Annotated in this window: 12 protein-coding genes; 9 read left to right on the top strand and 3 right to left on the bottom strand. The window is 72.4% G+C overall.

Going from position 1 to position 13529, the window contains the following annotated elements; translation table 11 throughout:
- Positions 1 to 40 precede the first annotated feature (40 nt).
- Entirely contained in the window at positions 41 to 1102 is a 1062-nt protein-coding gene (gene rsgA / locus ACFV4G_RS16880) for a ribosome small subunit-dependent GTPase A (RefSeq protein ID WP_380441041.1), read from the bottom strand.
- Between the two features lie 413 nt (positions 1103 to 1515).
- Positions 1516 to 2511: a cytochrome c oxidase assembly protein gene (locus ACFV4G_RS16885; protein WP_380440926.1), complete on the bottom strand. Its 996-nt coding sequence runs from the start codon at positions 2509 to 2511 to the stop codon at positions 1516 to 1518.
- A 309-nt stretch (positions 2512 to 2820) separates the two neighbouring features.
- On the opposite strand from ACFV4G_RS16885, the gene ACFV4G_RS16890 reads away from it, so the two are divergent.
- The gene (locus ACFV4G_RS16890; protein ID WP_380440929.1) at positions 2821 to 4587 is read left to right on the top strand and encodes an FtsW/RodA/SpoVE family cell cycle protein; all 1767 of its coding nucleotides are present in this window, start codon (positions 2821 to 2823) and stop codon (positions 4585 to 4587) included.
- A 134-nt stretch (positions 4588 to 4721) separates the two neighbouring features.
- Here ACFV4G_RS16890 and ACFV4G_RS16895 read toward each other — a convergent pair whose 3' ends face one another.
- Complete coding sequence (locus ACFV4G_RS16895; RefSeq protein WP_380440932.1) at positions 4722 to 6017, bottom strand: YihY/virulence factor BrkB family protein; 1296 nt, start codon at positions 6015 to 6017, stop codon at positions 4722 to 4724.
- A gap of 189 nt (positions 6018 to 6206) precedes the next feature.
- Between ACFV4G_RS16895 and ACFV4G_RS16900 the strand changes: the two genes are divergently transcribed.
- The 8 genes from ACFV4G_RS16900 to ACFV4G_RS16935 all read left to right on the top strand — a co-directional run bounded on the left by ACFV4G_RS16900 (position 6207) and on the right by ACFV4G_RS16935 (position 13420).
- Entirely contained in the window at positions 6207 to 6290 is an 84-nt protein-coding gene (locus tag ACFV4G_RS16900) for a putative leader peptide (RefSeq protein WP_310593185.1), read from the top strand.
- A gap of 197 nt (positions 6291 to 6487) precedes the next feature.
- Positions 6488 to 8212: a nitrite/sulfite reductase gene (locus ACFV4G_RS16905; protein WP_380440935.1), complete on the top strand. Its 1725-nt coding sequence runs from the start codon at positions 6488 to 6490 to the stop codon at positions 8210 to 8212.
- Positions 8209 to 8406 carry a hypothetical protein gene (locus tag ACFV4G_RS16910; RefSeq protein WP_380440937.1) on the top strand — a complete coding sequence of 66 codons (198 nt, stop codon included), beginning with the start codon at positions 8209 to 8211 and terminating at the stop codon, positions 8404 to 8406. The genes ACFV4G_RS16905 and ACFV4G_RS16910 overlap by 4 nt, the downstream gene beginning before the upstream one ends.
- On the top strand, positions 8387 to 9088 hold the full coding sequence (locus tag ACFV4G_RS16915) for a phosphoadenylyl-sulfate reductase (protein WP_380440940.1): 702 nt from the start codon (positions 8387 to 8389) through the stop codon (positions 9086 to 9088). The genes ACFV4G_RS16910 and ACFV4G_RS16915 overlap by 20 nt, the downstream gene beginning before the upstream one ends.
- 58 nt (positions 9089 to 9146) lie before the next feature.
- On the top strand, positions 9147 to 9728 hold the full coding sequence (cysC, locus tag ACFV4G_RS16920; protein WP_380441043.1) for an adenylyl-sulfate kinase: 582 nt from the start codon (positions 9147 to 9149) through the stop codon (positions 9726 to 9728).
- Positions 9725 to 10663 (top strand): sulfate adenylyltransferase subunit CysD, encoded by a 939-nt coding sequence (cysD, locus tag ACFV4G_RS16925; RefSeq protein ID WP_380440943.1) that lies wholly within the window; start codon positions 9725 to 9727, stop codon positions 10661 to 10663. Before cysC ends, cysD begins: the two co-directional genes overlap by 4 nt.
- A gap of 2 nt (positions 10664 to 10665) precedes the next feature.
- Positions 10666 to 12012, top strand: a complete 1347-nt coding sequence (locus tag ACFV4G_RS16930) for a sulfate adenylyltransferase subunit 1 (protein WP_380440946.1) — start codon at positions 10666 to 10668, stop codon at positions 12010 to 12012.
- A gap of 244 nt (positions 12013 to 12256) precedes the next feature.
- On the top strand, positions 12257 to 13420 hold the full coding sequence (locus tag ACFV4G_RS16935; RefSeq protein WP_380440948.1) for an aliphatic sulfonate ABC transporter substrate-binding protein: 1164 nt from the start codon (positions 12257 to 12259) through the stop codon (positions 13418 to 13420).
- Positions 13421 to 13529: the final 109 nt, after the last annotated feature.

Below are 13529 nucleotides of genomic sequence, written 5' to 3' on the forward strand. Positions count from 1 at the left end.
GTCACCGGGCCCGGTGCCCAGCCTTGCGGGGTGTGCGGTGTCAGCGCCGGACCGGGCCGTTCTCCTTCCGCATCGACTTGGTGATCGTCTTCCACTTCTTCAGCCGCGCCGAGGCGAGCCGGGCGTCCGACCGGGACGCGATCCACTCGTTCTCGCGCTGGAGCTTGCGGTAGCTCTCCCACCTCCGCTGCGGCAGCGTGCCCTCCTCCAGCGCGGCCTGGACGGCGCAGCCGGGCTCGGTGTGGTGGCCGCAGTCGTGGAAGCGGCACTCCTCGGCCAGCTCGGCGATGTCGGCGAAGGCCAGGTCCACGCCCTCACCGCCGTAGAGGCCGACTTCGCGCAGTCCGGGGGTGTCGATGAGCACGCCGCCCCCGGGCAGCGCTATGAGTTCGCGGGTGGTCGTGGTGTGGCGTCCCTTCTGGTCGACGTCGCGGGCGGCCTGGACGGTCATGACGGCCGCGCCCGCGAGCGCGTTGGTGAGGGTGGACTTGCCGACGCCGGACTGCCCGATGAGGGCGGTGGTGCCGGGAGTGCAGGCGCGCAGGACGTCCATGCCCTCCCCGGTCTCGGCGCTGACGACGAGCACGGTGACGCCGGGGGCGACGCCTTCGACGTCGGCGCGGATGAACTCGGCGTCGTCGACGAGGTCGGCCTTGGTGAGGACGACGACGGGTTCGGCGCCGGACTCCCAGGCGAGGGCGAGGAAGCGTTCGATCCGGCCGAGGTCGGGGTCGGCGGCGAGGGAGGCGGCGATCAGGACGGTGTCGACGTTGGCCGCGAGCACCTGGCCGTCGGAGCGCTTGCCGGCGACCTTGCGGATGATCGCGGTGCTGCGCGGCAGCAGCGCCGTGACCGCGGCCATGGGCTGGGCGTCGAGGTCGACGGCGGCCCAGTCGCCGGTGCACGGGCAGTTGATCATGTCGGCGTCGCCGACCGGCCGGGTGTCGAGCCGGACGGTGCGCGCTTCGCCGGTTTCGGGGTCGGCCAGGACGGCGTCGCACTGGCCGCGGTCGACGCGGACGATGCGGGCCGGGACGAGACCGGCCTCGGCGAGCGGGTTGAACAGCTCGTCGAGCTCGGCCGTCCAGCCGTAGCCGGACAGCGCGGCGGAGAGCTCAGAGCTCTCGGCGTGCTCAGGGCGCTCGAAGTGCTCAGAGCGCTCGGCGTGCTCAGGCAGCTCGATGTGCTCAGCGGCCGGGGAGGACGAGGAGGAAGAAGAGGGGTACGACGGAACGGAGGCAGCGTTGAACAACGCAGTGGGCCCTTCGGGAGGAGATGATCCCGGCGGGCTGCGGCTGGCTCGGAACGTCAGCCGGCGGCCGGGAAAAGGAGGTGATCGCGCGTGCTGCCCAGGGCAGCTATCGGGGCAACGACGGCCATGGGGCTCACCTCCTGCTCTCTACTCCTCGGGCGGCCCGAAGAGGGCGCCCGAACCGGACGGGAGAAACGCTAGCGAAGAACGGTTCCCGCGCCAACAGGGTTTTGACCTGCGGAAATGCGCGGGCGAGGGCGGGGTCAGCCGCCGTAGCGGTGCTTGAGGTTGGGGTCGTCCAGCCACCAGGGCCGCATCCCGGTCTCCTCTTCCTCCTCGCGGCCCTCCGCGCGCGCCTGGGCCGCCGCCTCCTCGAAGCGGGCGTCCAGCTCGGCGTCCACGGCCTTGATCTCCTCGCGCCCCTGCACCACCATGCGCCGCACGAGCGCGGCCAGGAACGGCAGCCCGACGAGGTCCCCCAGCACCCAGAAGGCGTTGCCGCCCCAGGTCTGGTCCTGCGCGAGGCTCGGCCCCCAGGGCCGCCCGAGGGCGACGTAGTGGTGCTCGGCGACGAGGTGGCCGCCGTAGATGAGGACGATCCCGAGCCCGGCGTCGAAGATCACCTCGGCGAAGGTGATGAACAGCCCGACCAGGTGCGGGTACTCGTGCCCGACGGGGTCGATCTGGAGCCGCGGCCAGAAGTAGGCGAGCCCGAGCAGCACGAGCACCAAGTGCAGCACGAGGTTCCCGGCGCCGCTGGAGACCGACCACTCGTACCAGGGCGTGAAGTAGAGGAGCCACGGCGGCGCCATCAGCAGCGCGGTCGAGACGGCCGGGAACATCAGCACCTTGGACGGCTTGCTGCGCAGCGCCCGCAGGATCCGCTCGCGCCGCCGCTCGGACGCGGACCCGACGAGCAGCGAGACCGGCGCGCCGAGCGCGAGCAGCAGCGGGACGACCATGAGCAGCAGGACGACCTGGACGGCCCGGTCGGTGAAGAGGACGCGGTCGTAGACGCCGAGGCCGGAGCAGGTGGCCCAGATCCACAGGAGCAGCCCGCCGAGGAAGGCCGCGGTGCGGGTGGGCTGCCAGCGTTCGCCGCCGGTGCGGTGGACGGCCCGGACGGCGAGGAGGTACCAGGCGCCGAGGAGGACGGAGAGGCCGAGGACGAGGGGTTCGGCGGTCCACGAGGTGGCGAGGTCGGACCACTGCCAGGCCGGCGGCCCGCTGTAGCCGAGCGCCTGCACCGAGCCGTCCATCCGTCCGCCACCTCGTCCACGCCGTGCTGCCGCCGGCCCCGTGCCCGGGCGGGCTCGGGGCGCGCCGGGGTCCGTTCGCGGTGTCCGGCGCCCCGCCATGATGGCCGGTGGGCAGTGGATCACCGCGGCCAGGGGGCCTCTCTATACCCCACCCTGAACAAGGCTTTGCCAAACCTTGCCGAAGCTTTGCCGAGGCAAAGTTTTCGCCCCGTTCCGTCCCCATGCGCAACCGGCGGAGGGGCACGTTCGTCTGGCAGGATGCACCGTCGGCATACCGGCCACGTGGGTGACAACAAGGGGACGACAAGGGTGCAAAGCACTGCACGCGGCGAGGGCCGCCGGCTGGCGGCGCGCCACCGCAACATCGAGCTGGGCCTGCTGGCCCTCGCGGTGGCCGTCTGTGTGGCGGGACACATCGACGCCGATCTGGCGCTGACCGGCAAGATGCCGCCGAACCTGCTGATGCGGCTCCTGCCCCTGGTCGGGCTGGTGGGCGCGGCGCACATGGCGGTGCGCCGGTTCGCCCCGTACGCGGACCCGCTGATCCTGCCGCTGGGCGTGTTCCTGACCGGTTTCGGGCTGATGCTGCTGGACCGGCTGGACATCTCCTACGCGGCGGCGCACGCGAAGAAGGGCGACTTCCAGAAGCTCCCGGCCGCGCCGCAGCAGTTCATGTGGGTGTTCATCGCGGTCGTGGTGTCCCTCGCGCTGGTGGTGTTCATCAAGCACCACCGGTTCTTCCAGCGCTACGTCTACATCCTGATGGCGGGGGCGCTCGTCCTGCTGGCCGCGCCCGCGTTCTTCCCCGGGCGTCCGGAGGACTTCGGCGCCAAGCGCTGGATCCGCCTGTTCGGGCTCTCCTTCGAACCGGACGAGTTCGTCAAGGTCGCGATCACGATCTTCTTCGCCGGCTACCTGATGGCCTCGCGGGACGCGCTCGCGCTGGCCGGCCGCAAGATCTGGGGCATGACCCTGCCGCGCGGGCGGCACGCCGGGCCGGTGCTGGCGATCTGGGTGATGAGCCTGCTGGTGCTGATCTTCGAGCGCGACCTCGGCACCTCGCTGATCTTCTTCGGCATCTTCGTCGTGATGCTGTACGTGGCGACCGAGCGCACCAGCTGGGTGGTGCTCGGCCTGCTGATGGCGGTCGGCGGCGCGGCGGTGGTCGGCACCCTGGAGCCGCACGTGCACGGCCGCGTCGAGGCGTGGCTGCACCCGCTCGACATCTACAAGCCGGTGCACGACAAGGCGATCATCTCCGACCAGCCGGCCGAGGCACTGTTCAGCCTGGGCACCGGGCACCTGACCGGGACGGGCCTGGGCTCGGGCCGGCCGTGGCTGATCGGCTTCGCCGGGCGCAGCGACTTCGTCTTCACGACGATCGGCGAGGAGCTGGGCCTGGCCGGGGTGACGGCCGTGCTGCTGGTGTACCTGCTGCTGGTGCAGCGGGGTCTGCGCACGGCGGTCGGGCTGACCGACCCGTTCGGGAAGCTGCTGGCGACGGGTCTGTCGACGGCGCTGGCGCTGCAGGTGTTCGTGGTGGTCGGCGGGGTGAGCGGCCTGGTGCCGCTGACCGGCAAGGCGTTGCCGTTCCTGGCGGCGGGCGGTTCGTCGCTGCTGGCGAACTGGCTGACGGTGGCACTGCTGATCAAACTGAGCGACTCGGCGGGGCGGACGGCGCTGGAGCCGGCGCTGCCGAGCACGGACTTCCCGGCGCAGGTGGCCTCGAAGCGCCCGGCCCAGGGCGACCAGAGGGCCGGCCAGGCCGGTCAGGGGGACGGCCAGGCCGGTCAGACCCCGGGCCGGACGCCCGCGCACGGCACGCCGTCGGGCCCGGGGTCCGAGCCCGCGCCCGAGGCGAGTGGGCAGCAGGCCGGCCGGCCGGGCGCGGTGGCGGACTTCCCGACGGCGCCCGGCTACGGCACCGCCCCGGATCCGTCCCGGCCGGGCGGCACGCTGGGGGGCGGCTTCCACACGCCGGCGCAGCCGTCCGGACCGCACTCGTCGACTCCGCACTCGTCGACTCCGTACCCGCCCGGCCCGTACCCGCCGAACCAGAACCCGGCGACCGCCTGACGGGCCGCAAGGGCGCCCCGGAAACACCGGGACACCGGGCACACCGGGCACAGCGGGCACAGCGAAGCAGCAAGCGAAGCAGCGAACGACACAGGGCCTCCCCCGCACCCGCGGGGGAGGCCCTGTCGCACGTCCTACCGCTGCTGGTCCCAGGGCGGCCGCGGCGGGTAGCCGGGCGGCGGGTACTCCGGGGGCGGGGCGGTGGGCCGGTCGCTGTCGGGCGGCGGCGGGGTGGGCCGGTGGTGGGGGCCGCCGCGGGCGGTGAGGCGGCCGCGCACGTTGTCGGCGGCGAGGACGTCGGCCCAGCGCTCGGGGTACTCGGAGGGCACGTCGACGTCGTCGCCCTCGTCCTCGCCCCACTCCTCCTCGGCGCCTTCGGCGAGGCCGAGTTCGCGGGCCCGGCGGGCGCGTTCGGCGGCGCGCCGGGCGGCGACCTCGCGGACCGTGGCCGCGGCGGCGGCCTCGTGGGCGCGCTCGTTCTCGGCGCGGGCGTCGGCGGTCTCCAGGGTGGGCCAGCGCCGGTCTATGGCGGCGTTCATGGCGGCGCCGATGAGCACGGCGAGCGCCACGACGAAGATCCACAGCAGGACGGCGACGGGCGCGGCCAGCGAGCCGTAGACGGAGGGGCCCTCGACGGAGCTGACGAGGTACAGGCGCAGCGCGACGCTGCAGAAGACGAGGACGACGAGGGCGACGAGGGCGCCGGGGATGTCCTCGCGCCAGGGCGTGGAGACGGGCACGGCGAGGTGGTAGAGCGTCGTGAGGGAGACGATCAGCAGGGCGATGGCGACGGGCCAGTAGGCGGCGCCGACGAGCCCGGCGATGCCCGGTACGGCGTTCTCGACGAGGCCGGGCCCGGCCATGAGCAGCGGCAGCACGAGGGAGCCGATGAGGAGGGCGCCGAGGTAGAGGCCGAGGGACATGAGGCGGGTCTTGACGATGCCGCGCTTGCCGTCGAGGCCGTACATGACGGTGATGGTGTCGATGAAGATGTAGAGGGCCCTGGAGCCGGACCACAGCGAGAGCAGGAAGCCGATCGAGATGAGGTCGGGCCGGGTGGTGTCGAACACCTGGTTGAGCAGCGGCACGACGACGTCGTTGATGGAGGAGTCGGAGAGGACCGTCCCGGAGGCCGAGACGATGTCGTGCTTGAGGCGCTCGATGGTGCCGGCGCCGAGGACCTGGTCGAGGTAGCCGAGGGTCGCGGCGAGGCCGAGGAGCAGCGGCGGGATCGACAGCAGGGTGAAGAAGGCCGCCTCGGCGGCGAGGCCGGTGACCCGGTACTCGACGCAGGTGTTGGTGGTGTCCCGGACCAGTTCCCACGCCGTGCGGCGCCAGGTGGCCTGCTTGGCCGCGCGCCGGGAGCCCTTGCCCCGGCGTCGGGAGGGCCGCTCGGGGTGCGGTCTGCTCGTATCGCCTGCTGCTTGCACAGGGCTAACGGTATCGGGCCGGGCCCGGCCGGTTGATCTCAGCGGGGCCCCGGGCGTGCGTCCGCCGGTTTCCGGGCGGGCGGCGGGGGGAGCGGCGGGAACGCGGCGGCGTCCCGCATTCCGAAACCACAGCGTCCATGATGCGGACGTTAGTGGACCGCGAGTCGTGCGCCGTGCGAATCTCTTGCCATGCCTAGCGCCGGAACCACCCTGGTAGGTCGACTCCACGTCGATCTCCTTCGCGTGTCCAGCGCCATCTGTCCGGTGACCTGAGCCCCACCCCGCCGCCACCACCGCACCCCGGCGCCACCACCTCGCCATCCCCGCCGACGTGGATGCGCACGGCGCCCGCCCGGCCCGGTCACTGCCCTCACGGTCCTGAGAAACAGCAGGTCACAGGAGCACCGCCCGGTCGAGCACGCCCAGCGACCCACCCGGCGTCAGAGCCACCTGCCCCGAAGGACTTCACCATGGCCACCTCCCCCGAGACCGTCGAGCCCACGGCCGACAGTGCCGCCGAGCGCCGCCCCGCCGGGGTCCGCAAGGTGACCCGCCACCGCGGTGAGGGCCAGTGGGGCATGGGGCACCACACCCCGCTGAACGCCAACGAGCAGTTCAAGAAGGACGACGACGGTCTCAATGTGCGGACACGCATTGAGACGATCTACGCGCACCGCGGCTTCGACTCGATCGACCCGGCCGACCTGCGCGGCCGGATGCGCTGGTGGGGGCTGTACACCCAGCGCAAGGAGGGCATCGACGGCGGCAAGACCGCGATCCTGGATCCGCACGAGCTCGACGCCGAGTACTTCATGCTCCGCGTGCGCGTCGACGGCGGCCGGCTGACCGTCGCCCAGCTGCGGGCGATCGCCGAGGTGTCCGAGCAGTACGGCCGCAACACCGCCGACCTGACCGACCGCCAGAACGTCCAGTACCACTGGATCCGGATCGAGGACGTCCCGGCGATCTGGCAGAAGCTGGAGGCCGTCGGCCTGTCCACCACCGAGGCCTGCGGCGACACCCCGCGCGTCATCCTGGGCTCGCCGGTGGCCGGCGTCGCCGAGGACGAGATCATCGACGGCACCCCCGCCATCGAGGAGATCCAGCGCCGCTTCATCGGCAACCCGGACTTCTCCAACCTGCCGCGCAAGTTCAAGTCCGCGGTCTCCGGCTCCCCGCTGCTCGACGTCGCGCACGAGATCAACGACGTCGCCTTCGTCGGCGTCGTGCACCCCGAGCACGGTCCCGGCTTCGACCTGTGGGTCGGCGGCGGCCTGTCCACCAACCCGAAGCTCGGCGTGCGCCTGGGCGCCTGGGTCCCGCTGGAGGACGTGGCCGACGTCTACGGCGGCGTCATCGGCATCTTCCGCGACTACGGCTACCGCCGCCTGCGCAACCGCGCCCGCCTGAAGTTCCTCGTCGCCGACTGGGGCCCGGAGAAGTTCCGCCGGGTGCTGGAGGACGAGTACCTCAAGCGCGCGCTGACCGACGGCCCCGCGCCCGCCGAGCCGGCCGGCCGCTGGCGCGACCACGTCGGCGTCCACAAGCAGAAGGACGGCCGCTTCTACGTCGGCTTCGCCCCGCGCGTCGGCCGGGTGGACGGCAAGCTGCTCGGCCAGATCGCCGACCTCGCCGAGGCCCACGGCAGCGACCGGGTGCGCACCACCGCCGAGCAGAAGATGCTGGTCCTCGACATCGCCGAGGACCGGGTCGAGTCGCTGGTGGCCGGCCTGGAGGCGCTCGACCTGCGCGTCACGCCGTCGCCGTTCCGCCGCGGCACGATGGCCTGCACCGGCATCGAGTACTGCAAGCTCGCCATCGTCGAGACCAAGGAGCGCGGGCGCACCCTGATCGACGACCTGGAGGAGCGCCTTCCGGAGTTCGCCGAGCCGCTGACCATCAACATCAACGGCTGCCCGAACGCCTGCGCCCGCATCCAGGTCGCCGACATCGGCCTCAAGGGCCAGCTGGTCACCGACGAGCACGGCGACCAGGTCGAGGGCTACCAGGTGCACCTGGGCGGCGCACTGGGCCTGGAGGCCGGGTTCGGCCGCAAGGTCCGCGGCCTGAAGGTCACCAGCGCGGGCCTGCCCGACTACGTCGAGCGGCTCCTGACCCGCTACCAGGCCGACCGCACCGAGGGCGAGCGCTTCGCCCAGTGGACGGCCCGGGCCACCGAGGAGCAGCTCTCATGAGTGAGCGAGCCGCACCGTTCTTCTGCCCGTACTGCGGGGACGAGGACCTGCGCCCCTCCGAGGCCGGGCACGGCTCCTGGGAATGCCACGGCTGCCGCAGGGCCTTCCAGTTGAAGTTCCTCGGCCTGCTGTCGCCCGCTGCCGCGGGGGGACCGAGCGAAGGGGGAAGCGCAGTTGACCGGCACGACGACTGACTACGAGGCGATCGCGACCGCCGCGGGCCGCGACCTGGAGGAGGCGACCCCGCAGGAGATCCTGCGCTGGGCCGCCGACACCTTCGGCAAGCGGTTCTGCGTCACCTCCTCCATGGAGGACGCGGTCGTCGCCCACCTCGCCTCCTCGGTGTTCCCCGGCGTGGACGTGGTGTTCCTGGACACCGGCTACCACTTCGCGGAGACCATCGGCACCCGGGACGCGGTCGCCGCGACGATGCCGGTCAACGTCATCACGCTCACGCCGCTGAGGACCGTGGCCGAGCAGGACGCCGAGCACGGGCCGCACCTGCACGACCGCGACCCGGACCTGTGCTGCTCGCTGCGCAAGGTCGAGCCGCTCAACCGCGGCCTCGGCGCCTACGACGCGTGGGCGACGGGCCTGCGCCGCGACGAGTCGCCGACCCGGGCGAACACCCCGGTGGTGTCGTGGGACCCCAAGCGCCGCAAGGTCAAGCTCGCCCCGATCGCCCGCTGGACGCAGGACGACGTGGACGCCTACGTCGCCGCGAACGGGGTGCTGCTCAACCCGCTGCTGTGGGAGGGCTACACCTCGATCGGCTGCTCGCCGCTGTCCTGCACCCGCAAGCCCGCCGAGGGCGAGGACGCGCGGGCCGGCCGCTGGTCCGGCTCCGGCAAGACCGAGTGCGGCATCCACCTCTGAACCTCCGAACCACCCTCAACCGACCAGAAGGAACCCCACCGTGACGACAGCCGACACACTGGCCGCCAACGGAGCCGCAGAGGCGGCCCGCGCGGCCGCCCCCTGCGAGCGCGGCGCCACCGTGTGGCTGACCGGGCTGCCGAGCGCGGGCAAGACCACGCTCGCCTTCGCCCTCGCCGAGCGGCTGCGCGCCGAGGGCCACCGGGTCGAGGTCCTGGACGGCGACGAGATCCGCGAGTTCCTCTCCAAGGGCCTCGGCTTCTCCCGCGAGGACCGGCACACCAACGTCACCCGGATCGGCTTCGTCGCCGAGAAGCTGGCCGCCAACGGCGTCAAGGTGCTCGCCCCGGTGATCGCCCCCTTCGCCGACTCGCGCGCCGCCGTCCGCGAGCGCCACGCCGCCGCCGGCACCGAGTTCCTGGAGATCCACGTCGCCACCCCGGTCGAGCTGTGCGCCGAACGCGACGTCAAGGGCCTGTACGCCAAGCAGGCCGCCGGGGAGATCTCCGGCCTCACCGGCGTCGACGACCCGTACGAGGCGCCGGAGCACCCGGAGCTGCGCCTCCAGACGCAGGGCCGCGCGGTCACCGAGTCCGCCGCCGAGCTGCACGCCTTCCTGACCGAAAGGGGCCTCGCATGACCACCGCGACCCAGCACACGGTGCAGGCCGACGACACCCCGTTCGCGCTGTCCCACCTGGACGCGCTGGAGGCCGAGTCGGTGCACATCTTCCGCGAGGTCGCGGGGGAGTTCGAACGCCCGGTGATCCTCTTCTCCGGCGGCAAGGACTCCATCGTCATGCTGCACCTGGCGCTCAAGGCCTTCCGGCCCGCCGCGGTGCCCTTCTCGCTGCTGCACGTCGACACCGGGCACAACTTCCCCGAGGTCATCGCCTACCGCGACCGCGTCGTCGCCGAGCACGGCCTGCGCCTGCACGTGGCCCACGTCCAGGACTTCATCGACCGCGGCGTCCTGCGCGAGCGCCCCGACGGCACCCGCAACCCGCTGCAGACCGTCCCGCTGCTCGACGCGATCGAGACCAACCGCTTCGACGCCGTCTTCGGCGGCGGGCGCCGCGACGAGGAGAAGGCCCGCGCCAAGGAGCGCGTCTTCTCCCTGCGCGACGAGTTCGGCGCCTGGGACCCGCGCCGCCAGCGCCCCGAACTGTGGTCGCTCTACAACGGCCGGCACGCCGTCGGCGAGCACGTGCGCGTCTTCCCGCTCTCCAACTGGACCGAGCTCGACGTGTGGCAGTACATCGAGCGCGAGGGCATCGACCTGCCGGAGATCTACTACGCCCACGAGCGCGACGTCTTCTCCCGCAGCGGCATGTGGCTCACCGCCGGCGAGTGGGGCGGGCCCCGCGAGGACGAGCCCGTCCAGCGGCGCCTGATCCGCTACCGCACCGTCGGCGACATGTCCTGCACCGGCGCCGTCGACTCCGACGCCACCACGATCGAGGCCGTGATCGCCGAGATCGCCGCCAGCCGCCTCACCGAGCGCGGCGCGACGCGGGCCGACGACAAGCTGTCCGAGGCCGCGATGGAAGACCGCAAGCGCGAGGGGTACTTCTAGCCATGACCAGCACCACCCAGGCCGGCATGACCCAGACCGGCACCGCCACGTCGCTGCTGCGCTTCGCCACCGCCGGCTCCGTCGACGACGGCAAGTCCACCCTCGTCGGCCGCCTCCTGCACGACTCCAAGTCCGTGCTCGCCGACCAGCTGGAGGCCGTCGCCCACGCCTCCCGCAACCGCGGACAGGCCGCGCCCGACCTCGCGCTGCTCACCGACGGCCTGCGCGCCGAGCGCGAGCAGGGCATCACCATCGACGTCGCCTACCGCTACTTCGCCACCCCCCGGCGCCGGTTCATCCTCGCCGACACCCCGGGCCACGTGCAGTACACGCGGAACATGGTCACCGGCGCCTCCACCGCCGAGCTCGCCGTCGTCCTCGTCGACGCCCGCAACGGCGTCGTCGAGCAGACCCGCCGGCACGCCGCCGTCGCCGCCCTGCTGCGCGTGCCGCACGTCGTCCTCGCCGTCAACAAGATGGACCTCGTCGACTACGCCGAGCCCGTCTTCGCCGCCATCGCCGCCGAGTTCACCGCCTACGCCGCCTCCCTCGGCGTCAAGGACGTCCTCGCCGTGCCGATCTCGGCCCTCGCCGGCGACAACGTCGTCGAGCCCTCCGCCCACATGGACTGGTACGGCGGCCCGACCCTGCTGGAGCACCTGGAGACCGTCCCGGTCGGCAGCGACCCGAGCGCCGAGCCCGCCCGTTTCCCCGTCCAGTACGTCATCCGCCCGCAGACCGAGGCGCACCCCGACTACCGCGGCTACGCCGGCCAGCTGGCCTCCGGCGTGCTGCGCGTCGGCGACGCCGTCACCGTCCTGCCCTCCGGCCACACCACCACCGTCGCCGGCATCGACGCGCTCGGCGAGGAGACCGACATCGCCTGGGCCCCCCAGTCGATCACCGTGCGCCTCGCCGACGACATCGACGTCTCGCGCGGCGACCTCATCGCGGCCGGCCCCGCCCCCGTCCCCACCAAGGACATCGAGGCGACCGTCAGCCACCTCAACGAGCGCCCGCTGCGCGCCGGGGACAAGGTGCTGCTCAAGCACACCACCCGCACCGTCCGCGCGCTCGTCAAGGAGATCTCCTACCGGATCGACATCGACACCCTGGAGCGCCGTTCCGGCGCCGACGGGCTGAACGTCAACGACATCGGCCACGTGGTGCTGCGCACCGCCGAGCCGCTGGCGCTCGACACCTACTCCGCCAACCGCCGCACCGGATCGTTCCTGCTGATCGACCCGGCCGACGGCACCACCCTCACCGCCGGCATGGCGGGCGAGGCCTTCGACACCGTACGCAGCACCGACGTCAACGACGCCACCGAAGAGGAGGACTGGGTCTGATGCCCAGCGAGGCGTTCTCGGGCATGGACAAGGAAGGCGGCCGCATCGGCAGCGGCGTCCTCGGCAGTGGCCAGGGCGGACTGACCCGATGTGTGGGCCGACAGGGCTGAGAACGCCCTGTCACCGGGCCGCCTCCCCCGCAGCCGCCCGGCTTGCCCGGCATCCGCGATGCCGCAAGCACCACCTTCCGAACTCCAGCCCCGAGACCGCCTCCTGACGGTCCGTCCGCGAACGGGACATCACCATGGCACCGATCCAGGCCCTCCTGCATACCCGCATCCGCCCCAACGCCGGGCGGATCAGACGCGCCGCCGCGGCCGCCGTCGCCGGCCTGGCGACCGTCGCCCTGCTGTCCGCGTGCAGCTACGGCTCCAAGGCCGAGGGGAAGTCCTCCGGCGACGCCGGCTCCTCCGCCGCCGGGGCTTCGGCCGCCGGCGACAAGCTCTCCGCCGACACGGTCAAGATCGGCTACTTCGCCAACCTGACCCACGGCACCGCCCTGGTCGGCCTCCAGGAGGGCCTCTTCCAGAAGGAGCTCGGCGCCACCAAGATCAAGACCCAGGTCTTCAACGCGGGCCCGGCCGAGATCGAGGCGCTCAACGCCGGTTCCATCGACATCGGCTGGATCGGCCCCTCCCCCGCGATCAACGGCTACACCAAGTCCGACGGCAAGTCGCTGAGGATCATCGGCGGTTCGGCCTCCGGCGGGGTCAAGCTGGTCGTCAACCCGGACAAGGTCTCCTCCCTCGACGACCTCAAGGGCAAGAAGATCGCCACCCCGCAGCTGGGCAACACCCAGGACGTGGCGCTGCTCAACTACCTGGCGGGCAAGGGCTACAAGGTCGACCCGAGCACCGGCGCCGGGGACGTCTCGGTGGTGCGCACCGACAACAAGGTCACCCCCGACGCCTACAAGCAGGGCTCCATCGACGGCGCCTGGGTGCCCGAGCCCACCGCCTCCAAGCTGGTCACCCTCGGCGCGAAGGTCCTGCTCAACGAGAAGGACCTCTGGCCGGACAAGAAGTTCGTGATCACCAACATCATCGTCTCGCAGAAGTTCCTCAAGGAGCACCCGGACGTGGTGGAGGCCGTGCTGCGCGGCTCGGTGAACGCCAACGCCTTCATCAAGGCCAACCCGGACAAGGCCAAGGCCGACGCCAACGAGGCCATCAAGAAGGAGTCCGGCAGCGCGCTGGAGCCGGCCATCCTCGACCCGGCCTGGGCGGACATCGACTTCCTGGACGACCCGCTGGCCGGCACCCTGCAGGCCGAGGCCGACCACGCCGTGACCGCGGGGCTGCTCAAGAAGCCCAACCTGAACGGGATCTACGACCTCGGCCCGCTGAACAAGGTGCTCGCGGCCAAGGGCCAGGCCCCCGTGGCGGACGCCGGACTCGGCGCCAAGTAGCGCCGCCTCCCCTCCAGTTCCGCGGTCCGGACCCCCGCCCGCCCGGTCGATCCCCGATCGATGCCCACCGGACGGGCGGGGCCGGACCCCGGCTCCCAAGCTCCCCGCC

Source organism: Kitasatospora sp. NPDC059747 (assembly GCF_042732955.1).
Taxonomy (GTDB): Bacteria; Actinomycetota; Actinomycetes; order Streptomycetales; family Streptomycetaceae; genus Kitasatospora.

Coding starts and splice junctions, on each gene's coding strand:
- ACFV4G_RS16905 (WP_380440935.1), top strand. CDS start 6,488: ATGGCCACCTCCCCCGAGACCGTCGAGCCCACGGCCGACAGTGCCGCC.
- ACFV4G_RS16935 (WP_380440948.1), top strand. CDS start 12,257: ATGGCACCGATCCAGGCCCTCCTGCATACCCGCATCCGCCCCAACGCC.
- ACFV4G_RS16930 (WP_380440946.1), top strand. CDS start 10,666: ATGACCAGCACCACCCAGGCCGGCATGACCCAGACCGGCACCGCCACG.
- ACFV4G_RS16910 (WP_380440937.1), top strand. CDS start 8,209: ATGAGTGAGCGAGCCGCACCGTTCTTCTGCCCGTACTGCGGGGACGAG.
- ACFV4G_RS16885 (WP_380440926.1), bottom strand. CDS start 2,511: ATGGACGGCTCGGTGCAGGCGCTCGGCTACAGCGGGCCGCCGGCCTGG.
- ACFV4G_RS16900 (WP_310593185.1), top strand. CDS start 6,207: ATGCCTAGCGCCGGAACCACCCTGGTAGGTCGACTCCACGTCGATCTC.
- cysD (WP_380440943.1), top strand. CDS start 9,725: ATGACCACCGCGACCCAGCACACGGTGCAGGCCGACGACACCCCGTTC.